This is a genomic window from Terrabacter tumescens (assembly GCF_014646815.1).
Lineage (GTDB): Bacteria > Actinomycetota > Actinomycetes > Actinomycetales > Dermatophilaceae > Terrabacter > Terrabacter tumescens.
Window position 1 is genome coordinate 444,339 of sequence record NZ_BMNZ01000003.1, and the last position, 21,027, is coordinate 465,365.

At 71.7% G+C, this 21,027-nt stretch carries 20 protein-coding genes and 1 tRNA gene; 8 read left to right on the forward strand and 13 right to left on the reverse strand.

The features are described from left to right. Positions 1 to 7 precede the first annotated feature (7 nt). On the reverse strand, positions 8 to 778 hold the full coding sequence (locus tag IEY30_RS09480; RefSeq protein WP_030194135.1) for an MlaE family ABC transporter permease: 771 nt from the start codon (positions 776 to 778) through the stop codon (positions 8 to 10). 1 nt (position 779) lies between these two features. Then, positions 780 to 1,748 carry an ABC transporter ATP-binding protein gene (locus tag IEY30_RS09485; RefSeq protein ID WP_030194132.1) on the reverse strand — a complete coding sequence of 323 codons (969 nt, stop codon included), beginning with the start codon at positions 1,746 to 1,748 and terminating at the stop codon, positions 780 to 782. 150 nt (positions 1,749 to 1,898) lie between these two features. Here IEY30_RS09485 and IEY30_RS09490 point away from each other — a divergent pair, with 150 nt between their 5' ends. Beyond that, on the forward strand, positions 1,899 to 2,429 hold the full coding sequence (locus IEY30_RS09490) for a DUF4178 domain-containing protein (RefSeq protein ID WP_081920333.1): 531 nt from the start codon (positions 1,899 to 1,901) through the stop codon (positions 2,427 to 2,429). Positions 2,430 to 2,436: 7 nt separating this feature from the next. On the opposite strand, the gene IEY30_RS09495 is transcribed toward IEY30_RS09490, so the two are convergent. After that, positions 2,437 to 3,570, reverse strand: a complete 1,134-nt coding sequence (locus IEY30_RS09495; RefSeq protein WP_043416025.1) for a hypothetical protein — start codon at positions 3,568 to 3,570, stop codon at positions 2,437 to 2,439. 182 nt (positions 3,571 to 3,752) lie between these two features. Here IEY30_RS09495 and IEY30_RS09500 point away from each other — a divergent pair, with 182 nt between their 5' ends. Together IEY30_RS09500 and IEY30_RS09505 are read left to right on the forward strand one after the other, a co-directional pair. Beyond that, entirely contained in the window at positions 3,753 to 5,144 is a 1,392-nt protein-coding gene (locus IEY30_RS09500; protein WP_308423752.1) for an FAD-binding oxidoreductase, read from the forward strand. Next, positions 5,144 to 6,268 carry a pyridoxal-phosphate-dependent aminotransferase family protein gene (locus IEY30_RS09505; RefSeq protein WP_052358314.1) on the forward strand — a complete coding sequence of 375 codons (1,125 nt, stop codon included), beginning with the start codon at positions 5,144 to 5,146 and terminating at the stop codon, positions 6,266 to 6,268. Before IEY30_RS09500 ends, IEY30_RS09505 begins: the two co-directional genes overlap by 1 nt. 396 nt (positions 6,269 to 6,664) lie before the next feature. Here the strand turns inward: IEY30_RS09505 and rplL are convergent, their stop codons facing one another. Both rplL and rplJ read right to left on the reverse strand, forming a co-directional pair. Then, positions 6,665 to 7,051 carry a 50S ribosomal protein L7/L12 gene (rplL, locus tag IEY30_RS09510; RefSeq protein WP_030194119.1) on the reverse strand — a complete coding sequence of 129 codons (387 nt, stop codon included), beginning with the start codon at positions 7,049 to 7,051 and terminating at the stop codon, positions 6,665 to 6,667. A 66-nt stretch (positions 7,052 to 7,117) separates the two neighbouring features. Then, a complete protein-coding gene (gene rplJ / locus IEY30_RS09515; RefSeq protein WP_030194117.1) occupies positions 7,118 to 7,702 on the reverse strand; it encodes a 50S ribosomal protein L10 in 585 nt (194 codons plus the stop codon). A gap of 360 nt (positions 7,703 to 8,062) precedes the next feature. Between rplJ and IEY30_RS09520 the strand changes: the two genes are divergently transcribed. After that, positions 8,063 to 9,010, forward strand: coding sequence for a DUF3152 domain-containing protein (locus IEY30_RS09520; protein ID WP_229674923.1), 948 nt, complete (start codon positions 8,063 to 8,065; stop codon positions 9,008 to 9,010). A gap of 141 nt (positions 9,011 to 9,151) precedes the next feature. Here IEY30_RS09520 and IEY30_RS09525 read toward each other — a convergent pair whose 3' ends face one another. The 7 genes from IEY30_RS09525 to IEY30_RS09555 form a co-directional block, all read right to left on the reverse strand. Beyond that, complete coding sequence (locus tag IEY30_RS09525) at positions 9,152 to 10,408, reverse strand: choice-of-anchor P family protein (protein WP_030194111.1); 1,257 nt, start codon at positions 10,406 to 10,408, stop codon at positions 9,152 to 9,154. A gap of 233 nt (positions 10,409 to 10,641) precedes the next feature. Beyond that, a complete protein-coding gene (gene ggt / locus IEY30_RS09530; protein ID WP_030194108.1) occupies positions 10,642 to 12,525 on the reverse strand; it encodes a gamma-glutamyltransferase in 1,884 nt (627 codons plus the stop codon). 323 nt (positions 12,526 to 12,848) lie between these two features. Continuing rightward, entirely contained in the window at positions 12,849 to 13,565 is a 717-nt protein-coding gene (gene rplA / locus IEY30_RS09535; protein ID WP_030194106.1) for a 50S ribosomal protein L1, read from the reverse strand. A 152-nt stretch (positions 13,566 to 13,717) separates the two neighbouring features. Further along, positions 13,718 to 14,149 (reverse strand): 50S ribosomal protein L11, encoded by a 432-nt coding sequence (rplK, locus tag IEY30_RS09540; RefSeq protein WP_030194100.1) that lies wholly within the window; start codon positions 14,147 to 14,149, stop codon positions 13,718 to 13,720. A 95-nt stretch (positions 14,150 to 14,244) separates the two neighbouring features. Continuing rightward, positions 14,245 to 15,123 carry a transcription termination/antitermination protein NusG gene (gene nusG, locus IEY30_RS09545; protein ID WP_030194097.1) on the reverse strand — a complete coding sequence of 293 codons (879 nt, stop codon included), beginning with the start codon at positions 15,121 to 15,123 and terminating at the stop codon, positions 14,245 to 14,247. Between the two features lie 82 nt (positions 15,124 to 15,205). After that, on the reverse strand, positions 15,206 to 15,475 hold the full coding sequence (gene secE / locus IEY30_RS09550; RefSeq protein ID WP_030194094.1) for a preprotein translocase subunit SecE: 270 nt from the start codon (positions 15,473 to 15,475) through the stop codon (positions 15,206 to 15,208). A gap of 112 nt (positions 15,476 to 15,587) precedes the next feature. Continuing rightward, positions 15,588 to 15,660 (reverse strand) — tRNA-Trp (locus IEY30_RS09555). Positions 15,661 to 15,940: 280 nt separating this feature from the next. On the opposite strand from IEY30_RS09555, the gene IEY30_RS09560 reads away from it, so the two are divergent. The 4 genes from IEY30_RS09560 to IEY30_RS09575 all read left to right on the forward strand — a co-directional run bounded on the left by IEY30_RS09560 (position 15,941) and on the right by IEY30_RS09575 (position 19,856). Then, a complete protein-coding gene (locus IEY30_RS09560) occupies positions 15,941 to 17,326 on the forward strand; it encodes an aspartate aminotransferase type Ic (protein ID WP_030194091.1) in 1,386 nt (461 codons plus the stop codon). After that, complete coding sequence (locus IEY30_RS09565) at positions 17,323 to 17,844, forward strand: DUF5709 domain-containing protein (protein WP_030194088.1); 522 nt, start codon at positions 17,323 to 17,325, stop codon at positions 17,842 to 17,844. Before IEY30_RS09560 ends, IEY30_RS09565 begins: the two co-directional genes overlap by 4 nt. Positions 17,845 to 17,972: 128 nt before the next feature. Next, complete coding sequence (locus IEY30_RS09570; protein ID WP_030194085.1) at positions 17,973 to 19,001, forward strand: adenosine deaminase; 1,029 nt, start codon at positions 17,973 to 17,975, stop codon at positions 18,999 to 19,001. A 147-nt stretch (positions 19,002 to 19,148) separates the two neighbouring features. After that, the gene (locus IEY30_RS09575; RefSeq protein ID WP_052358313.1) at positions 19,149 to 19,856 is read left to right on the forward strand and encodes a hypothetical protein; all 708 of its coding nucleotides are present in this window, start codon (positions 19,149 to 19,151) and stop codon (positions 19,854 to 19,856) included. An 88-nt stretch (positions 19,857 to 19,944) separates the two neighbouring features. Here IEY30_RS09575 and IEY30_RS09580 read toward each other — a convergent pair whose 3' ends face one another. After that, positions 19,945 to 21,018, reverse strand: a complete 1,074-nt coding sequence (locus IEY30_RS09580) for a UDP-N-acetylmuramate dehydrogenase (RefSeq protein ID WP_030194082.1) — start codon at positions 21,016 to 21,018, stop codon at positions 19,945 to 19,947. Between the last annotated feature and the right edge of the window lie 9 nt (positions 21,019 to 21,027).

Consider the following 21,027-nt stretch of genomic DNA (forward strand, 5'->3'; position numbering starts at 1 on the left):
CGGCTCCTCAGATCTTCTGCGGGACGACTTGGAAGTACACGGCCGTGATGACGAAGTTGACGACGAAGAGCAGCATGAAGGTGATGACGACGCTCTGGTTGACCGCGTCACCGACGCCCTTCGGCCCACCGCCGGCGCCCAGCCCCTTGAAGGCCGCCACCACGGCGGCGATCGCCCCGAAGATCAGCGCCTTGATCTCGGCGGTCCAGAGGTCCGGCAGCTGTGCGAGCGCGGTGAAGCTCGCGATGTAGGCGCCCGGCGTGCCGCCCTGGACGATGACGTTGAAGACGTAGCCGCCGACGACGCCGACCACCGAGACGAGGCCGTTGAGCAGCACCGCGACGAGCATCGAGGCCAGGACGCGCGGCACGACGAGGCGCTGGATCGGGCTGATGCCGAGCACCTCCATGGCGTCGATCTCCTCACGGATCTTGCGGGACCCGAGGTCGGCGCAGATGGCGGAGCCGCCGGCCCCCGCGATGAGCAGGGCGGTGACGATCGGGCTCGCCTCGCGGAGGACGGCAAGGACGCTCGCGGCCCCGGTGTAGGACTGGGCGCCGAGCTGTCGGGTCAGCGTGCCGAGCTGCAGGGCGATGACCGCCCCGAAGGGGATCGACACGAGGGCGGTCGGCAGGATCGTGACGCTCGCGATGAACCAGGCCTGCTGGATGAACTCCTTGACCTGGAACGGCCGCTTGGGCAGCGCCCGGAACACGTCGAGCGCGAGCGCGAAGAGCGAGCCGGACTGGCGCAGGACGCCGGTGAGGGGTGCGGCCACGTCAGCCCACCTCCACCCGGACACCGGGGATGCCGGCGTTGCGCGACTCGAACGACCCGGGCGGCGGCGTGACGCCGTTGTCGCGGCACCACGCGCCGGCGGGGCGCTCGGCGCGGCGGGGCTGACCGTCGCTCGTCGCGAGCTGGAGGGCGATCGGCGGCAGGGGCGGCAGCTCCTGGCCGGACTCGGCGGCGAGCTCGTCGGCGTCCTTCTCCTCCGACATGCCGATCGGGCCGATCGTCTGCGCGTTGAGGAACTGGCGCACGACCGGCTCCTCGGAGCTGAGCAGCATCTCGCGCGGACCGAACATGGCGAGGTGCTTGTGGTAGAGCAGGCCGATGTTGTCCGGCACCGTGCGGGCCGTGTTGATGTCGTGCGTGACGATGAGGAACGTCGCGTCGATCTGCGCGTTGAGGTCGACGAAGAGCTGGTTGATGTAGCTGGTGCGCACCGGGTCGAGGCCCGAGTCCGGCTCGTCGATGAGCAGGATCTCGGGGTCGAGCACGAGGGCGCGGGCGAGGCCGGCACGCTTGCGCATGCCGCCGGAGATCTCGCCGGGGAGCTTGCCCTCGGCGCCGGAGAGGCCGACGAGCTCCATCTTCTCGGTGACGATCCGCCTGATCTCGGCCTCGGTCTTCTTCGTGTGCTCGCGCAGCGGGAAGGCGACGTTGTCGTAGAGGGTCATCGAGCCGAAGAGCGCGCCGTCCTGGAAGAGGACGCCGAAGAGCTTGCGCACCTCGTAGAGGTCGGCCTCACGCAGGCGCGTCAGGTCCCGACCGTTGATGACGATCGACCCGGCATCCGGCTTGAGCAGCCCGACGAGCGTCTTGAGGAACACCGACTTGCCCGTGCCCGAGGGCCCGAGCATGACGGAGATCTCCCCCGCGGGAAGCGTGAGGGTCACGTCCCGCCAGATCGTCTGCGAACCGAAGGTCTTGGTCAGACCTGTGACCGCGATCTCCACACCCATGTGGCATCCACCTATGTCTTCCTGGCCGTCTCGACTCGGCTACGGGGGAAACGACAGGGCGGCACGGAAGTTACGCGCGGGTTCGGTTCGGCGGGCTCGGACGCGCTCGCCTGACTACCCTGTGGGAACCGTGTGAACGAGGAGGGGTGCATGCGCGCAGAACTGCGGCCGTCACAGGTCGCACCGGGGGCTGTGCTCGAGCTCGAGGGTCGCCAGCGCCGCGTCATCGGCAGCCTGCACTTCGTCATGGACGGCACGCAGTGGCGCGAGCACTGCGTGCAGACCTCGCCCGGCCCGAAGGAGTGGCTCTCGATCCGCCCCCGGGGCGGGGTGACGGTCGTGCACTGGACGCCGCGCTATGACCTCTTCGGCGAGCCCGACCCGGCGGGGGTCACGATGGACGGGAGCTCGTGGACCCTCGACAGCTCCGGGCACGCCACGTACACCGCCACGGGCGACACGGGCACCGGCCCGAGCGGGTCGTGCGACTTCGTCGAGTACGTCGAGGACGTCGAGGCCGTCGGGGCCGTCGGGACCGGGGCAGCCGACGGGTCCGAGCGGGTCGGCCGGCTGCTCGTCTTCGAGAGCTTCGACGGCGGGGTGTGGGAGGTCAGCATCGGCCGCCGCCTGGCCCCGGGGGCGGTGCGCGGCTACCGGGGCAGCGCCAGAACCAGCGCCTGACGCACTCTCAGCGGTGGGTGCCGGTGACGTCGTGGCTCACGTCGTCACCGTCGACGCGGAGGGTGACGGCGGCGACGCGCTCGCTCCCCTCGACCTCGCCGAGGCGCCCGAGCACCTCCGCCAGGCGCCCGAACGTCTCCTGCGTCGGGACCGGCGCCTGCCCGTCGGCGTTGCCCGACAGGCCCGTCAGTCGAAGGTCCGGGTCGATCGTGAGCGCGGCCGTCATGCGCTGGACGGGCGCGCCGCGCTGCTCCTCGATGCCCTGGCGCAACGTCCGGGCGAGGTCGTCGAGGACCTCCGAGGACGTATGCCGGGTGGTGGCCTCGGCGCCGACCGCGGCCGCGGGCCCGGTCCCGAGCGTGGGCTCGGTCAGGGTCTCGGGCAGGGTCTCGGTCTCGGTCTGGATCACCGGGAGGGGCTCAGGCGCAGCCTCGGACGACGGCTGCGGCACCGAGTCGGCCACTGGTTCGGGCGCGGGCTCGGGTTCGGTTGCGGCAGAGGGCTGCCCACTCGGGGCCGCCGGCGCGGCGTCGGCACGCGGCGCGTGCCCCTCGCTGAGGAAGCCGATGCCGGCGAACTCGATCTTGCCGAAGTCGACCTCGGCGTCGCGGGCGAGGGAGTTGTCGATGACGTACGCGAGGTTGACGGCGAGGTCGGTCATGCCGGGGTGCAGCTGCTGGCCGACGAAGCGCGCGCAGAGGAGCAGGGCGTGCACGCGCACCATGGTGCGGCCCTTGCGGTCCTGCACCTGCTGGTCCGCCTCGACCCGGCCAAGGTCGAAGCCCTCGCCCGGGTAGAAGTGCAGCGGCCGGTCGAGCACGAGGAGGGAGTAGTCCGGACGGTCGGAGCCCGGGATGAGGCGGTAGAGCTCGCCGTTGAGGGGCAGCTGCCACTCGAGCTCCGGAGCGGCCGTGTCGAAGTGGGTGACGCAGACGAGGGGGCCGTAGCGGCCCATCGGGCCGGGCCCGGCCGGCGCGGCCGGCGCGGGAGCCGAGGGCCCCGAGGTCGCAGGCGCAGGAGCAGCGGTCGCCGTCGGTGCAGGCACCGGCACGGGCGGCACCGGCGGAGCGCCACCGGCGTCCGGGCCGGCCGTCCCCGCGTGGTCAGCATCCGGCTTGAAGGTGCGCGACAGCCATCCCATGCGGCAAACCTACCGGGAGCCCCTCGCAGAACCGGCGGGGCGTCGCCGCAACACCTCGGGAGTGTCGACGGCGTCCGGGTGTCTCGGCACCCGGACAGGGGCGCGCCCGACCGGGCGACACGGCATACGACCTCGTCTCGCCCGGGACGCGCAGTGCGACGGGTCGTGGTTACGGTGGTCCGGTGACGACAGTGAGCAAAGACGCTCCCGACCTGCAGGCCCTCGACGGGCTGGCCGGGTCCTTGACGCCCGGGGCCCTGCTGACCGAGCCGGACAGCGTTGCCGCCTACCGCTTCGACTACACGGCTGACGCCGGAGCCGGTATGCCGCTCGCCGTGGTGCGCGCGTCGAGCGCGGCCGACGTGCAGGCCACCGTGCGCTGGGCCGGCGAGCACGGCGTCCCCGTCGTGCCACGCGGCGCGGGCAGCGGCCTCTCGGGCGGCTCGAACGCGATCGATGGCTGCATCGTGCTCAGCCTCGACCGGATGCGGGCCGTCGAGATCGACCCGGCCACGCGCACGGCCGTCGTCGAGGCGGGCGCGCTCAACGTCGAGGTCAAGCAGGCGGCGGCCGAGCACGGCCTCTGGTACCCGCCCGACCCGTCGTCGTTCGAGATCTGCTCGATCGGGGGCAACGTCGCGACCAACGCCGGCGGCCTCTGCTGCGTCAAGTACGGCGTCACCACCGACTACGTGCTCGGGCTCGACGTCGTCCTCGCCGACGGCACGCTCGTGCACCTCGGTGGGCAGCGGGTCAAGGACACCGCGGGCCTGTCGCTCGTCAAGCTGTTCGTCGGCAGCGAGGGCACGCTCGGCGTCGTGACGCGGGCGACGCTGCGCCTCGTGCCGGCCCAGGCGCCGCCCGCCACGCTGGTCGCGACCTTCGACACGGTCGAGGACGCCGCCCGGGTCGTCGTCGCCGTGGGCAACACGCTGCGGGCCTCGATGATGGAGCTGATGGACCGGACCTCGGTCAACGCCGTCGAGGACCACCGCAGCATGGGCCTGGACCGGGAGGCCGGGGCGATGCTGCTCGCCCAGTCCGACGCACCGGGCGCCGCGCGCGGCGAGGAGATCGCCGCGATGGAGCGCCTGTGCGAGGCCGGGGGCGCCCGCGAGTGCTTTACGACGACCGATGCCGCCGAGGGCGAGCTGTTCGTCGCCGCACGCCGTGCCGCCATCGTCGCCATCGAGCGGCGCGGCGCGATCATGCTCGAGGACGTCGGCGTGCCCGTGCCGCGCCTGCCCGACCTGCTGACCGGCATCGCCGAGATCTCGCGCCGACACGACGTCGAGATCCCGGTCGTCGCCCACGCGGGTGACGGCAACACCCACCCCGTCATCGTCTATCCCGCGGGCGACGCCGCAGCGAAGGACCGTGCGACGCAGGCGTTCTCGGAGGTCATGAGTCTCGCCATCGGGCTCGGCGGCACCATCACCGGCGAGCATGGCATCGGGCGCCTCAAGCGGGCCGCCCTCCCCGAGCAGCTCGGGCCCGACGTCATGGCCCTCACCCACCGCATCAAGCAGGCCCTCGACCCGCAGGGCATCCTCAACCCCGGAGCAGGATTCTGATGACCACTCCCCCCGCGACCACCCGCCGCCCCATCGCCGAGCGACACCTCTTCGGCCCCGGACCCTGCAACCCCTACCCCGAGGCGACACTCGCGCTCGCGGCGCCGCTCCTCGGGCACCTCGACCCGGACTTCCTCGCGATCATGGACGAGACGTGCGACCTGCTGCGCCACGTCTGGGGCACCGACAACCGCCGCACCCTGCCACTCTCGGCCACGGGCTCGGCCGGCATGGAGGCCGCCTTCGTCAACACCGTCTCCCCCGGCGACGTCGTCGTCGTCGCGGTCAACGGCCTCTTCGGCGAGCGCATGGTCGACGTCGCGGGACGCCACGGCGCCGAGGTGGTCCGGGTCGACCACGAGTGGGGCACGCCGGTCGACGCCGAGCGCGTGGCCGCCGCTCACCCGTCACCGAAGATCATCGCCGCCGTCCACGCCGAGACCTCGACCGGCGTGCGGTCCGACATCGCCGCGCTCGGCGCCCTCAAGGGCGACGCGCTGCTGCTCGTCGACGCCGTGACGAGCATCGGCGGAATCGAGCTGCGCGCCGACGACTGGGGCATCGACATCGGCTACGCCGGCACCCAGAAGTGCCTCGGCGTCGCCCCGGGCCTCGCGCCCTTCACCATCAGCGACCGGGCCTTTGAGCGCCGGGTGGAGAAGCCGACGTCGTGGTACCTCGACCTCGGCCTGCTCGGCGGCTACGTCGGCGAGGCCTCCGGGGCCGGCAAGCGCACCTACCACCACACCGCCCCGACCGCGATGGTCGTCAGCCTCCACGCCGGCCTGCAGCGCATCGCCGACGAGGGCCTCGAGAAGGTCTGGGACCGCCACGCCGAGGCCGGACGCCTCCTGCAGGACGGCCTCGAGAAGATGGGCCTCGAGCTCTTCGCCGCCGAGGGCTCGCGCCTGCCCGAGCTGACGACGGTCCGCGTCCCCGACGGCGTCGACTCGGCCGCCGTCCGCGCCTACCTGCTCGAGCGCCACGACCTCGAGATCGGGGCCGGCGTGGGCGAGTTCGCCTCGACCGTCTGGCGCATCGGCCTCATGGGCCACAACGCCCGGCCCGACCGCGTCGCCCTCGTCCTCGCCGCCCTCGAAGACGCCCTCGCCCACGCCGCCTGACTGCCTCCGCGACCGTCGGAAAGTGGGCACTCGACGTGAGGAGTCGAGTGCCCACTTTCCGACGTGGGGAACTGGGCACTCGACGTGAGCAGTCGAGTGCCCACTTTCCGACGTGGGGAACTGAGCACTCGAGGGGAGGGCGCGGGGGGTGGCGGTGGGAGCGGCATCGACGGCGGGCGCTTCCGCTGGGACCGAGCGTCCCGGCATATGCCCGCCGTCGCTCCACGCCGCGAGCGCCGTCGCGCCCCGCGACCGCGACTCAGCCACACGACCGCCAGCGGCCGTGCGGCCGCGACGCAGCCCCGCACGCGTGAGCGGGCAAGCGAAAGGCGGGCCCGACCAGAGGTCGGACCCGCCTTCGCGGTAGAGCAGTGATCCCGGCTGAGCCGGGTCAGATCACTTGAGCTCGACGGTCGCGCCAGCGCCCTCGAGCTGCTCCTTGGCCTTCTCGGCCGCAGCCTTGTCGACACCCTCGAGAACGGGCTTGGGGGCGCCGTCGACGAGGTCCTTGGCCTCCTTGAGGCCGAGGCTCGTGAGCGCGCGGACCTCCTTGATGACCTGGATCTTCTTGTCGCCGGCGGCGGTGAGAACGACGTCGAACGAGTCCTTCTCCTCCTCCTCGACGGCGGCAGCGCCACCGGCACCGGCCGCGGGAGCGGCGGCGACGGGGGCAGCGGCGGTGACCTCGAAGGTCTCCTCGAACTGCTTCACGAACTCCGAGAGCTCGATGAGGGTCATCTCCTTGAAGGCGTCAAGGAGCTCGTCGGTGCTGAGCTTCGCCATGATGGCTTCCTTCCTGTTACTTGCCGTGAGTGGCTGTTTGATGAATCGAGCGGGCGCCGGAGGGCGTCAGCTCTCGTCGCCACCCTCGGCGACGTCGGTGGTTGCCTCGGCGGCCGGAGCCTCCGTGGCGGGGCCCTGCTCCTCGCGCTTCTGGCGCAGAGCCTCGACCACACGGGCCGTCTGCGACAGAGGAGCGACGAAGAGGTAGGCGGCCTTGGTGAGGGAGCCCTTCATGGCGCCCGCAAGCTTGGCCAGCAGAACCTCGCGGGACTCGAGGTCCGCGAGCTTCGTGATCTCCTCGGGGGACAAGGTCTTGCCGTCGAGGACGCCAGCCTTGATCACGAGGAGGGGGTGTGCCTTGGCGAAGTCACGCAGACCCTTGGCCGCCTCGACCGGGTCACCGGTGATGAAGGCGATGGCCGACGGGCCCTGGAGGTGGCCGTCGAAGGCCGTGATACCGGCCTCCTTGGCGGCGCGCTCCGTGAGCGTGTTCTTGACCACGGCGTAGGTGGCGTGTTCCCGGATCGAGCTGCGCAGCTGCGAGAGCTGGGCCACGGTCAGACCGCGGTACTCGGTGAGAACGGCCGCACCGGACTCACGGAACTTGTCCGTGATCTCGGCAATGGCAACGTCCTTCTCGGTGTTCGCCATCTGGGCCTCCTTCCCTTGCGTGGTGCCGCCGGGCGAGGATCCGAAGGGCCTGCACGAGAAAGAGCCCCGGCGCAGGGCGCTCGGGGCTCGCAGCGACATACACGAGGTATGCCGTGGGGCTGAGTGTCCTGCGCTGGCTGCCCACAACACGTGCGGGACCTTCGGGAGATCGTGGTTGCCCACGCCCTCCAACCGGCGGTCATTGGTCGTGGACCAGAGTACGGGCAAGGTCCCTCGACGGCCAAATCGAGGTGGGCACCCCTTGTCTCCGGCACTCGACGGCCCCTCGCCGGCCTGCACCGCGGCGGGTCAGGCGCCTGGTCCCCCACCGCACAGGGTACGTGTCCTACCGTGACACCCATGGCGAGTGGCAGCGCAAGGCGGAGAGCGACCCCTGCCCAGCGGCAGGCGATCCGTCGCCGCCGCTCGTGGGCGGCCCTGGCCGTCATCGTGTGCATCGCCGCGGACATCTGGTCCGTGTCGTGGGCCGGCGCCGGTGAGCCGGTGACCGAGAGCGTGCTGTCGCGCGCGTCCCGGGTGGCTCAGGCTGTCGGACGCGCTCCGGCGGTCTCGATCGACCAGATCGAGCGGGTGCCCGACGCGCAGACGGACTCGCAGACGGACTTGCAGACCGACCCCTGGACCAACCCGCAGGACGGCCGCACCACCTCGAGTGGGTCAGGCGCAACGCCTCCCGCCACGCCGGCCGCGGGCACCGGCGACGGCAAGGACGACAAGGGCGCGGTCATCGAGTCCGGCTCCGGCCGGTTCACGGTCGTCGCCATGCCGGCCAAGGCTCTGCGCCCCGCCCCGGCCGACGGACGCACCGTCCGCTACACGGTCGAGCTCGAGGGAGGCGTCGACATCCGCGCCGAGGACTTCGCCACGACGGTGGGGACGGTGCTCACCGACCCGCGCGGGTGGCAGGCCAAGGACGGCGTCCGCTTCGTCAACGTCTCCCCCGCCGACGCAGCCAAGGGCGCGACCGTCGACCTGCACATCGCCCTCGCCAGCCCCGACACGACCGACAAGCTATGCGCGCCGCTGGAGACCCGAGGACAGGTCAGCTGCCACAACTCCGGCCGCGTCGTGCTCAACCTGCGCCGGTGGGTGCTGGGGGCCGAGGCCTACGGCAGCGACGTGGCGCAGTACCGGATCTACCTCGTCAACCACGAGGTCGGCCACGGGATCGGTCACGCCCACGCCTACTGCGGCGGCAAGGGCAAGGTCGCCCCGGTGATGATGCAGCAGACCTACGGCCTCAAGGGCTGCACCGCCTGGCCGTGGCCGACCGCCAAGCCGGCCTGACCGGCTGCACCACCCCGTCAGCGCACCCTCGCACGCCCGCAGCAGTGGCCGCGGACCTCTCGGTCCGCGGCCACTGCTCTCAGCCCATCCGGCCGGCCGCCGGGCTCGACCGGCGGACCTTCCCGCCCCTCCTGACCCGGGTCAGAGCAGGGTCGTCGCCGAGGCACCGACCCGGATGACCGAGCCGGTCGGGAGCGAGCCGAAGGCGCGGTTCGTGACGATCTCGACCATCACCACGTCGACGGACTTCGAGGTGCGCACGACCTTGTGCAGCGTGACGCGCCCCAGCCCGGGCACCGTGATGACGGTGTTGGGCTTGACCGAGGACGAGATGGCCGGCAGGCCGACGATGCGCAGGCCGACGAAGCGCGAGCGGTCGGTGACGACGGGCACTGCGCCCGGGGCGGCCTGGGAGACGGACGTGTCGGCGATGACGGCGTCGGCGCTGATGAGTCCGCCGAGCACCCGCGGTCCGGCGATGGTGTTCTTCACGGACGAGCTGCGCGTGAGCGTCGTGACCTTCGAGAGCACCTCGGTCGTCGTCGTACCGGTCGACACGAGCCCGGGGACACCAGCCGTGGCGAGGGTGGCCTTGCCGGAGCCACCGGTGCAGGGCGGGTAGGCCAGCGCGGTGCGGCTCGTCGCGACGGCCCCGTTGGCGAGGGTCGCGGACGTGGCGTAGCCGGCCCCGCTGACGAGGCCGAGGATCGGTCGCGACAGCGTCGTGCGGGAGACCCCGACGTCGATGCGCGAGCCGATCGGCAGTCCGAGCGAGTTCTTGCCGGTGACCACGACGCGCAGGGCGACGGTGCTGACCTGGAGGTCGTTGCCGACCACGGCCTTGGTCTGCTGGTTGAGGTAGACCGTCGCGAGCGCGGCGCCGGTGGAGGTCTTCAGGGAGATGGCGGAATTCGGGGCCGGGACGGCATTGAGCGCGCGGCCGCCGACCTTGAGGCCGACGAGCTGGGACTGGTTGCCGCCGGTCAGTGCACCGGCGGTGCTGCGGGCCGCGGAGCTCGTCGAGGTGACGGCGTCGGCCCGCACGAGCCCGCCCAGCAGGTTGACGCCGGACGTCGTCGAGGAGGCGCGGCTGGAGTGTCCGCTCGCCGACTTGGCCGACGAGGCGCTCGTACGGGTGACCCCGACCGAGGCCGCGGCCGGGACGTTGACCGCGGCGGTCGACCCGGTGACGGTGCGGCCGAACGCCGTCGTGCACCCGATGGCCGCGAGGGCGGTCGGTCCGGAGCGCGCCAGTCCGCCGACGACCACGTAGGTGCCATAGGCCGAGGCGGAGACGCCGGTGCTGGCCGTCGCTGCCGTGGCCGGTGTGGCGCTGATGGGAACGGCCAGTCCTGCGACGGCCGCTGCGGACAGTACTGCCGTGAGCTTCCTGATCATGTCGGTGGTGCTCCTGTCATCGATGCCCTGCTCATCGATCCCCTGACCGATGTACCACGGACAACGAGGCAGGTCCTCGGCGTGTTACGCGGCGAATGCGAGAAAGGTCGACCCTGTGTGGTAGTGGGGGTATTTGCCCCTTCAACGACCGTCCGACGACGCGCACGGCGAGAGGCCGGCCCCGTCGAGGGCCGGCCTCTCGTGCTGTCCTCTGGCGTCGCCGTCGTCCGCCCTCAGCGGGGATGGACGACCATGGCCGACCCACCGCCGCGTCGGGTCGGCTCGGCGGCCGCCTCGAACAGGCCCTGGCCGAGGCTGCGGATCGCCGTCACCGCGCCGATCTCGTTGGGCGTGCCGGCCGAGGCTAGCTTGTGGCCCATGGCCGTCAGGGCTGCTCCGGTCGGGCCGCCGAGGATGGCCGGCTCGGCTCCCTCGCTCGCCCCGTTGCGGGAGCTGAGGCGCGGGGCCGCAATGGCGTCGACCAGCGACAGGTTGCGGTCGAGGTAGCCGAGGATCGTCTGCGACACCGACGTGATGATCGTCGCGCCACCGGGCGAGCCCACGGCCAGGAACGGCTTGCCGCCGTCGAGCAGGATGGTCGGGCTCATCGAGGACCGGGGCCGCTTGCCGGGGCCGGGGAGGTTCGGGTCCGGCACGTCGGCCGTCAGCGGCGTGAAGTTGAAGTCGGTGAGCTCGTTGTTGAGCAGGAAGCCGTAGCCCGGGACGGTGATGCCCGAGCCACCCGTCTGCTCGATCGTCAGGGTGTAGGACGCGACGTTGCCCCAGCGGTCGGTGGCGGTCAGGTGCGAGGTCGACTGCCCCTCGTAGGGCTCCTTCTGGGCGATCGTGCCGGGAGCACACGAGGTGTAGGAGCCGTCGGGCGAGCCGAACGGGATCGGTCGCGGCTGCGCCTTCATGGGGTCGAACAGGCAGGCCCGCTCGGCCGCGAAGGCCGGGTCGGTCAGCTCCTTGACCGGCACGCCGGGCACGTCACCGACCCAGCGGTTGCGGTCGGCGAAGGCTGTGGCCGACGCCTCGGAGAACCGGTGGAGGTAGTCGACGTCGGACAGCGCCGAGGTCTTGACGCCGGTGCGGTCCTCGTAGGCCTGGATGAGGCCCAGGATCTCGGCCACGGCGATGCCGCCGGAGCTCGGGACCGGCATGCCGTAGACGTCGTAGCCCTTGTACTGCGAGTGGATGGGGGCCTTGGTCAGGGCGCGGTAGGCCCTGAGGTCGGACATCGTCATCTGCCCACCCATGACGGAGGCGCCCGGCGTGGTGTGCGGGGCGCGCGACTCGGCCACGATCGCCTGGCCGAGCCGGCCGGCATACAACGCCTGGGTGCCCTGCGTGCGCAGCGTGAGGTACGCCTTGGCCATGTCGGGGTTGGTGAAGACCGAGCCGACCGCGGGCGCCTTGCCGTCACGCAGGAAGACCTTGGCCGTGGCGGGGAAGACCGAGAAGCGCGCAGCGTTGGCCGTCGTCTGGTCGGCGAAGGTCTGGTCGACGACGAAGCCCTTCTCGGCGAGACGCTCGGCAGGCTTCAGCGCCGCGTTGAGCGAGAGCGTGCCGTGGTCGCGCAGCGCCTTGGCCCACAGCGCCGGCGTCCCGGGCACCCCGATCGACAACCCCGAGTTGACGACGGTGTTGAAGTTCATCGCCGACCCGTCAGGGTTGCGGAACGTGTTCTCCGTGAACGTCGCCGGCGCCGTCTCGCGACCGTCGATCGTCGTGACATGTCTGGTGCGGGCGTCGTAGTAGACGAGGAACCCGCCGCCGCCGATGCCGGCGCTGTAGGGCTCCGTGACGCCGAGCGCCGCCGCCGTCGCGACGGCCGCGTCGGCCGCGTTGCCCCCGCGGGCCAGCACGTCGATGCCGACCTGGGAGGCATCACGGTCGACCGAGCTGACAGCGCCTCCCGATCCGGTCATCACCGCCGTCTTGGGCAGCGGGGTGGGCTTGCCGTGCCAGCCGTGGTCCCGCGCCGGTGCGGCCGCGGGCACAGCAGAGGGTTGGGCCCCGGCCGTCGCCGGCAGCAGTGAGAGCGGGAGTCCGACGACGAGAGCGCCGAGGACCCAGCGTGAACGTGTCGTGGTGCGTGCGCTGTGACGACTCATCTTTCGACCGTACTGGGGCGTCACGGACCCCGCCCGACGAAATCCCCCGCGCCCGACGGAGCGCTCGCTCGACTGGGGCGGAGCGCTCACTCGAGACCAGGAGCGAGCGGGAGCGCGGTGACCACGAGCGACGCGGCGCGCGTTGCTGGGAGCGGCATCGGCGACGGGCAGCGTGTCCCGAGAAGCCAGCGTGCCGGCATACGCCCGTCGTCGCTCCACGCCGCGAGCAGTGACGAGCGCCGTGGCGTGCACCCAGCCACGAACACGGCGAGAACCCGCCACCCCCAGGGGGTGACGGGCTCTCGACTGCGTGGGTCAGGCGATCAGGCCTGGTCCTCCTCGGCGAGGAGGTTGCGCGTCTTGGAGAAGTCGAGCGGGATGCCCGGGCCCATCGTCGTGCTGACGGTGGCCTTCTCGATGTAGCGGCCCTTGGAGCTGGCCGGCTTCAGACGCAGGATCTCCTCGAGCGCGGCGGCGTAGTTCTCGACGAGCTTGGCCTCGTCGAAGGAGGCCTTGCCGATGATGAAGTGGAGGTTCGCGTGCTTGTCGACGCGGAACTCGATCTTGCCGCCCTTGATGTCGGCGACGGCCTTGGCGACGTCCATCGTCACGGTGCCGGTCTTCGGGTTGGGCATGAGGCCACGCGGGCCGAGCACCTTGCCGAGTCGACCGACCTTGCCCATGAGGTCAGGGGTGGCGACGACGGCGTCGAAGTCCAGCCAGCCGCCCTGGACCTTCTCGAGCAGGTCGTCGGAACCGACGTGGTCGGCGCCGGCCTCGCGGGCGGCCTCGGCCTTGTCGCCGTTGGCGAAGACGAGGACGCGGGCGGTCTTGCCCGTGCCGTGCGGCAGGTTGACCGTGCCGCGGACGGCCTGGTCGGCCTTGCGGGGGTCGACGCCGAGGCGCATGGCGACCTCGACGGTCTCGTCGTACTTGGCCTTGGCGGTCTGCTTGGCGACGCGGACGGCCTCGAGCGGGGCGTAGACCTTGCCCGGCGTGACGAGCTCGGCTGCGGCGCGGTAGTTCTTGCTGCGCTTCATGGAACTGCTCCTTGCGTTTTCGTGGAGTCGTGGTGCGACCGTGCGCTGGTCTCCCACGGGGGCTTCGCGGCCGTATGCCGTGTGCCCCGGTTCGGGGGTGGCCCGCCCTCACGCGGAGGGCGGGCTCCCGAAGCTTCGGCGACCCGGGCTGCTCAGAGCTCGGTGTCGATGCCCATCGAGCGAGCGGTGCCGGCGATGATGCGCGCCGCCATCTCCTCGTCGTTGGCGTTGAGGTCTTCCATCTTCTGACGGGCGATCTCGAGGACCTGGTCGCGCGAGAGCTTGGCGACCTTGGTCTTGTGCGGCTCGCCGGAACCCTTGGCGACGCCGGCGGCCTTCTTGATGAGCTCGGCGGCCGGCGGGGTCTTCGTCACGAAGGTGAACGAGCGGTCCTCGTAGACCGTGATCTCGACCGGGATGACGTTGCCGCGCTGGGACTCCGTCGCGGCGTTGTACGCCTTGACGAACTCCATGATGTTGACGCCGTGCTGACCGAGGGCCGGGCCGACGGGCGGGGCGGGGGTGGCCTGACCGGCCTGGATCTGCAGCTTGATGAAGCCGGAGACCTTCTTCTTGGGGGGCATGGATGCCTACCTTCTTCGTTGTGGACCGACGCCGTGGGCGATGACCCGGTTGCATGCCGGTGCGGGGTGCCGCACCGAACGTGGTGGGACCTTGCTCAGATCTTGGCGACCTGGGCGAAGGAGAGCTCGACCGGGGTCTCCCGGCCGAAGATCGAGACGAGCACCTTGAGCTTCTGCGTGTCGGTGTTGATCTCGGAGATCGTGGCGGGAAGGGTCTCGAAGGGCCCCTCCATGACGGTGACGGACTCGCCGACCTCGAAGTCGACGACGCGGACATCCTTCGGGGCGCCCGAGCCGGAGGCGGCAGCGGCGCCGTCGGCGCCGGCAGCGGCCTCGAACGTCGGGGCGAGCATCGTGAAGACCTCGTCGATCGAGAGCGGCACGGGCTGGTGGGCGTTGCCGACGAAGCCGGTGACACCCGGCGTGTGGCGCACGGCGCCCCAGCTCTCGTCGGTGAGGTCCATGCGGACGAGGACGTAGCCGGGCATCCGGACGCGACGGACCTGCTTCTTCTGGCCGTTCTTGATCTCGGTGACCTCCTCCATGGGGACCTCGATCTCGAAGATGAAGTCCTCCATGTTGAGGGTCTGGATGCGCGTCTCGAGGTTGGCCTTCACGCGGTTCTCGTAGCCCGCGTAGGAGTGGATGACGAACCAGTCGCCGAAGCGGCTGCGCAGGTCGGCCTTGAAGTCGGCGACCGGGTCGCCGCTGCCCTGGGCGACCGGCTCGGCGGTCTCGCCGGCGTCGTCGCCCTCGGAGCTCTCGTCCTCGGTGGCCTCGGTGGCCTCGGTGGCGTCGGAGTCCTCGGCGGACGCATCGGCCTCGAGCTCGTCGGTCGCGTCGGAGTCGGTGTCCTCAGCACCCGACTCGACGTCGGACGCCGCGAGCTCGTCGGTCTCGACCGCGGGGTCGACGACGTCGCTCTCGGTGCTCTCGCCGTTCGGGGCGCCCTCGTGGGCGAACTGCTCGGACACGCTCTGACCTACTTCCTTGCTCGTGGACCAGCCGGTAGGGGCTGGCGGTGACATCCCGTGAAGCGGGGCGCCGTCTCGTGCGTCAGGTTGCCGAGCCCGTGAAGGCCCAGGAGATCAGCCGGCTCAGACCGAAGTCGAGCCCTGACACGAGGGCCATCATGATCACGACGAACACGACCACCACGGTCGTGTAGCGCACGAGCTCGGGACCCGTCGGCCGCACGACCTTGCGCAGCTCGTCGAGGATCTGGCGCACGAAGAGGCTGATCGCGCCGAAGAGACGCGACACCGGGTTGCCGCCGCGAGCCTTGTCGGCACGGCCGGACCCGCGCTTGGCGCTCGTCTCGGTCACGATTCCTTCTTTCTGCCTGGGTGTCGGCCCGCGACAGCAGCCCGCCGCGTGTCATCCACGCTGGGCCATAGTCGCGTGCCGCCTTGCACGACGACCACATCACTGGGATGCGCAGGGCAAGAGGGACTCGAACCCCCAACCGCTGGTTTTGGAGACCAGTGCTCTACCAATTGAGCTATTGCCCTTCGCCGCGGACGTTGGGTGTCCACGGCGGGACGGCATGCGTCAGCATGGCCAGCGAAGCCGTCCGAGGGACGATCATACGGGACGGATGCGCTGCAACGCGAACCGACCACGTGGACCCACCCGAGCAGGAGTGCAGGGGTCGGCCCGACCGCCTCGTCCACCCTACGCCGCAGGCTCCGCGCCGCCACCCCGTCGGGAGCGCGCGCCCGCCTGGAGGCCGGCGACCCGGCATACGGACTCGGCCGCCCGGGAGGGCTGACGCAGTGGCAGGATCGAGACGTGACGAACCCGCGCACCCCCCTTGCGTCCCTGTCCGACGACGACCTGGCCGGCTTCCTCGCCGAGCAGCAGTCCGCCTACGAGGCCCTCAAGGCCCGCGGGCTCAAGCTCGACCTGACGCGCGGCAAGCCGTCGGCGGCGCAGCTGGACCTGTCCGACGACCTGCTCCACCTGCCGACGACGACGAAGGACCGCGCTGGCGTCGACGTGCGCAACTACGGCGGTCTCGAGGGCCTCCCCGAGCTGCGCGAGATGTTCGCCGAGCTGCTCTGGGTCGAGCCCTCGCAGGTCGTCGCGGGCGGCAACTCCAGCCTGACGATGATGTACAGCACCATCGTCGACTTCCTGCTCTTCGGCGGCGTCGAGTCCCCGCGCCCGTGGAGCCAGGAGGAGAAGGTCCGCTTCATCTGCCCCGTGCCCGGCTACGACCGGCACTTCTCCATGCTCGCCTCGTTCGGCATCGAGATGGTGACCGTCGACATGCACGAGGACGGCCCGGACATCGCCGCCGTCGAGGCGCTCGTCAAGGACGACCCGAGCGTCAAGGGCATTTGGATCGTGCCGACCTACGCCAACCCCTCCGGCGCCGTCGTGTCGCAGGAGATCGCCGCGCGGCTCGCCGCCATGCCGACCGCGGCCCCCGACTTCACGATCTTCTGGGACAACGCGTACGCCTTCCACCACCTCACCGAGGACGAGGCCAAGAGCGCCGACATCCTCAGCCTGGCGGCGGCCTCGGGGCACCCGAACCGCCCGATCATGTTCGCCTCGACCTCGAAGATCACCTTCGCCGGCGCCGGCGTGGCCGTGCTCGCGGCCAGCCAGGCCAACGTCACGTGGTACCTCGGGCACCTCGCCATGGGCTCCATCGGCCCCGACAAGGTCAACCACCTGCGCCACGTCGAGTTCTTCCGCGACGCCGACGGCGTGCGGGCGCACATGCGCAAGCACCGCGAGATCATCGCGCCGAAGTTCGCGGCGGTCGACGAGGCGCTGACCAGCGGCCTCGCCGGTCTCGAGGTCGCCGAGTGGAGCCACCCGACCGGCGGCTACTTCGTCAACCTCGACGTGCTCGACGGCACCGCCTCGCGCGTCGTCGCCCTGGCCAAGGAGGCCGGCATCGCCCTGACGCCCGCCGGCGCGTCCTTCCCCCTGGGACAGGACCCTCGCGACCGCAACATCCGCCTCGCCCCGACCTTCCCGGTGCTCGACGAGGTGCGCACGGCCATGGCCGGCGTCGCGACGTGCGTCGCCCTCGCCGCCGCCGAGAAGCTGACGCAGGACCGCGCTGCCCGGGTAGGGGCAGAGGGCGACGGCGACACGCCGCCCGCACAGGACGCCACGAACACCGCCATGAACACCGCCACCGAAGGAGCCTCGCGATGAGCGACACCGGTCCCAACGAGAACATCTCCGACGACCTGACGACCTACAGCGTCGACGACGAGGACCAGCTCCAGCCCGAGGACACCCTCGACGACGGCGACCTCGAGGACGTGCTCGACCGCGGCTACTCCCCCAACGACCGCCCGCAGGGCGTCACGGCGCACGGCACGACCGCCTACGAGGAGTCCCTCGACGAGACCATCGACGAGCGCATCCGCCAGGAGGTGCCCGACCCCAACTCGGCCTACGGCGCGCCCGACAACGAGAGCGGCCTCGACGACGACCGGGTCGGCGGCGACGACCCCGACTCCATCGACGCCGAGGACGACTGGCTCGGTGACAACGAGGTGGGCGACGCCCGCGCGGGCCGTCTCGTCGCGGACGACGAGGGCGCCCACGAGGACGACGAGAAGCAGGTGTGGGCCAGCGACGTGGGCGTCGACGGGGCCGGCGCCTCGGCCGAGGAGGCCGCCATGCACGTCGTCGACGAGATCGCCTCCGATCCCGACGAGGACTGAGAGTCCTCGGGGCGGCACGGTCCCCGACGAGACGACGAGAGGCCACGGCCGGCGCCAGCCGGCCGTGGCCTCTTCGCACCCGCCCGGCCCCTCGGCGCGCACCGGGGCCGGGTGACACACTGACCCGCATGACGCGCTCGGTGCAGGACCTGCCCAAGGCCCACCTGCACCTCCACTTCACCGGGTCGATGCGGGTCGGGACGGTGCGCGAGCTCGCCGCCACGCACGGCATCCGCCTCCCGGACGCCCTCGTCTCGGAGTGGCCGCCCCGGCTGGCCAAGGCCACCGACGAGCGCGGCTGGTTCCGCTTCCAGCGGCTCTACGACGCCGCGCGGGCGTGCGTGCGCAGCGAGGAGGACATGCGCCGGATCGTGCGCGAGGCCGCCGCCGACGACGTCGCCGAGGGCTCGCGCTGGCTCGAGCTCCAGGTCGACCCGACGTCGTACGCCCCGTTCGTCGGCGGCATCACACCGGCTCTCGAGATCGTGCTCGACGAGGCCCGCAAGGTGTCCGCATCGGGCGAGATCGGCGTCGCCGTCGTCGTCGCGGCCAGCCGCATGCGCCACCCCCTCGAGGCCCGGACGCTCGCGCGCCTCGCCGCCCACCACGCCGGTGACGAGGCCGGCGACGTCGTCGGCTTCGGCCTGTCCAACGACGAGCGACGCGGGGCGGTGGCCGACTTCGCGCCGGCCTTCGCCATCGCCCGTCGGGCCGGCCTCGCCCTCGTGCCGCACGGCGGTGAGCTGCTCGGCGCCCAGTCGGTCATGGAGACGCTCGAGCACCTCGACCCCGACCGCATCGGCCACGGCGTGCGTAGCGTCGAGGACCCGCAGGTGCTCGACGCCGTCGCCGAGGCGGGCGTGACCCTCGAGGTGTGTCCCGGCAGCAACGTCGCGCTCGGGGTCTACGCCGCGGCCGGCGAGGTGCCGCTGCGCCGGATCATCGAGGCCGGCGTTCCCGTCGCCCTCGGGGCCGACGACCCGCTGCTCTTCGGCTCGCGCCTCGTGGCGCAGTACGCCGCGGCCCGCGACCTCGGCCTCGACGACGCGGAGCTGGCCCGGCTCGCCCGCGGCTCCCTCGAGGGCAGTCGTATGCCGTCGGCCCTGCGCCGCGCGGCGCTGGCCGACGTGGACGCCTGGCTCGACACCCCAGCCTGAGCTCGGCGTGAGACGGACCACACGCCGGACCGGGCCGTACCCGGACACAACGGACGCCGTCCTCGGGGTGCCACGGGGCCGCGCCCGCGTCGCGGCGGTCCACCGGGTTTGCTGATCCTCGGTGCGCCCGGTCATGCTGGTGGGGACATGAAGACTTCTGCCGCCATCACCGCACGCCCATCGACCGCCCCTCGAGCCCGTCTGCGACGCCTCGCCGTCGCCGGTCTCGTCGCCCCAGTCGTCGCGCTCGCAGCGTGCAGCGGCGAGGCCGCCGTCACCGCCGACCCGACCGCACCGGCCGGCGCCACCACGACGAGCCCGAGCTCGCCCGCCACGACCTCGGCCCAGCCGACGACGACGGCGCCCACGACCTCGGCCACGACCTCGGCCACGACCGACGCGCCCCCGACCGACAAGGTGTCGTACACCTCGGTCAAGGCCGTCATCAAGGACCCCGACCTCGGACACACGATCACCGCGGTCCGGGTCGCCCGGCACCTCAAGTGGCCGAGCGGGCAGCCGGTGGGTGCCGAGCAGTTCGAGATCGTCGGCGTGCGCCTGACCGCCTCGGCCGGGTCGCGCTACTCCGCCTCGGTCGACCCGTCGATGTTCTCGCTCATCGCCGCCGACCCCAAGCAGACGGTCACGCCGACGAGCGAGTTCACCAAGCGCTGGAACGCCATCCCGCTGAAGTCCGCCAAGCGGTCGACGACGACGAGCGGCTGGGTGTTCTTCAAGGTCAACCGCGGTACGACGAGCGCGCTGCGCCTCGCCTTCAACCGGCCGGCCTACCAGGTGAGCACGACCGACAAGAACATCGGCGCCAAGACCTTCTCCGTCGTCCTGACGAAGTAGCGGCTGCGCGCCGCCTCAGACGGAAGGCCCCGGTTCCCAACGGAACCGGGGCCTTGCGCGTGCGCGGGGTGAGGCGTCGGGTCGCGCGTCAGAGCTGCTCGCCGACGATGACCGGCTCGTTGACGAGGGTGACGCCGAAGGTGTCACGGACCCCGTCGCGCACCTGGCGGGCGAGGGCCAGCACGTCGGAGGTCGTGGCGCCGCCGCGGTTGGTGACGGCCAGCGTGTGCTTCGTCGACAGGGCGGCCGGTGCGGGCAGCCCGAAGCCCTTGGTGAAGCCGGCGTGGTCGATGAGCCAGGCCGCGCTGGTCTTGACCCGGCCGTCGGGCTCGGCGAAGCGCGGGGGTGTCGGCCCCTCCCACCCCAGCCGCTCCCCCACCCGCTCGACGAGGGCGTCGAACTCGTGGCGGCTGAGGATCGGGTTGGTGAAGAACGAGCCGCACGACCAGGTGTCGGGGTCGGCGTCGTCGAGCACCATGCCGCGGGAGCGGCGCTGCTCGAGGACCGCCTCGCGGGCGTCGGAGAGGGGGACGCGCGTGCCGAGCTCGACGTCCAGGCCCTTCGCCAGGGCGGCATACGCGATCGGGCGACTGAGGTCGGCGACCTCGAACTGGAAGAGCACGTCAAGCACCACGTAGCGCGAGTGGCCCTTGAAGCGGGAGTGGCGGTAGGTGAAGGCGCAGTCGGCATTCATGAACGTGCGCACGGCCTGCTCCTGCCGGTCCCACGTGCGCACCTGGGCGATGGACTGCGAGACGTCCTGGCCGTAGGCGCCGACGTTCTGGATCGGGGTGGCGCCGGTGCGCCCGGGGATGCCGCTCAGCGCCTCGACACCGGCCCAGCCCTCCGCGACCGCGCGCGCCACGACGTCGTCCCACACCTCGCCCGCTGCGACCCGCACCACGGCTCCGCCGCAGTAGTCGGCGGACTCCGGCTCGATGCCCGACGTCGTGACGTGCACGACCGTGCCCTCGAAGCCGTCGTCGGACACGATCAGGTTGGAGCCGCCGGAGACGACGAGCAGCGGCTCGTCGGCGTCGTCGACCTCCCGCACCGCGTCGACGAGCTCGTCGGTGGTCGAGACGGTGACGAGCCGGGCCGCCGGACCGCCGACGCGCATCGTCGTCAGCGTGGAGAGGGGGACGTCGTGTTGCTCGCGCACGAGTGGGCC

Excerpts from the sequence above, each read along its gene's own strand:
- rplA (WP_030194106.1), bottom strand. The coding sequence starts at position 13,565 with ATGAAGCGCAGCAAGAACTACCGCGCCGCAGCCGAGCTCGTCACGCCG.
- ggt (WP_030194108.1), bottom strand. The coding sequence starts at position 12,525 with ATGAGTCGTCACAGCGCACGCACCACGACACGTTCACGCTGGGTCCTC.
- rplK (WP_030194100.1), bottom strand. The coding sequence starts at position 14,149 with ATGCCCCCCAAGAAGAAGGTCTCCGGCTTCATCAAGCTGCAGATCCAG.
- IEY30_RS09490 (WP_081920333.1), top strand. The coding sequence starts at position 1,899 with ATGCGCGCAGAACTGCGGCCGTCACAGGTCGCACCGGGGGCTGTGCTC.
- rplL (WP_030194119.1), bottom strand. The coding sequence starts at position 7,051 with ATGGCGAAGCTCAGCACCGACGAGCTCCTTGACGCCTTCAAGGAGATG.
- IEY30_RS09575 (WP_052358313.1), top strand. The coding sequence starts at position 19,149 with ATGAAGACTTCTGCCGCCATCACCGCACGCCCATCGACCGCCCCTCGA.
- IEY30_RS09505 (WP_052358314.1), top strand. The coding sequence starts at position 5,144 with ATGACCACTCCCCCCGCGACCACCCGCCGCCCCATCGCCGAGCGACAC.
- IEY30_RS09485 (WP_030194132.1), bottom strand. The coding sequence starts at position 1,748 with ATGGGTGTGGAGATCGCGGTCACAGGTCTGACCAAGACCTTCGGTTCG.
- IEY30_RS09520 (WP_229674923.1), top strand. The coding sequence starts at position 8,063 with ATGGCGAGTGGCAGCGCAAGGCGGAGAGCGACCCCTGCCCAGCGGCAG.
- IEY30_RS09570 (WP_030194085.1), top strand. The coding sequence starts at position 17,973 with ATGACGCGCTCGGTGCAGGACCTGCCCAAGGCCCACCTGCACCTCCAC.
- IEY30_RS09565 (WP_030194088.1), top strand. The coding sequence starts at position 17,323 with ATGAGCGACACCGGTCCCAACGAGAACATCTCCGACGACCTGACGACC.
- IEY30_RS09525 (WP_030194111.1), bottom strand. The coding sequence starts at position 10,408 with ATGATCAGGAAGCTCACGGCAGTACTGTCCGCAGCGGCCGTCGCAGGA.
- rplJ (WP_030194117.1), bottom strand. The coding sequence starts at position 7,702 with ATGGCGAACACCGAGAAGGACGTTGCCATTGCCGAGATCACGGACAAG.
- IEY30_RS09495 (WP_043416025.1), bottom strand. The coding sequence starts at position 3,570 with ATGGGATGGCTGTCGCGCACCTTCAAGCCGGATGCTGACCACGCGGGG.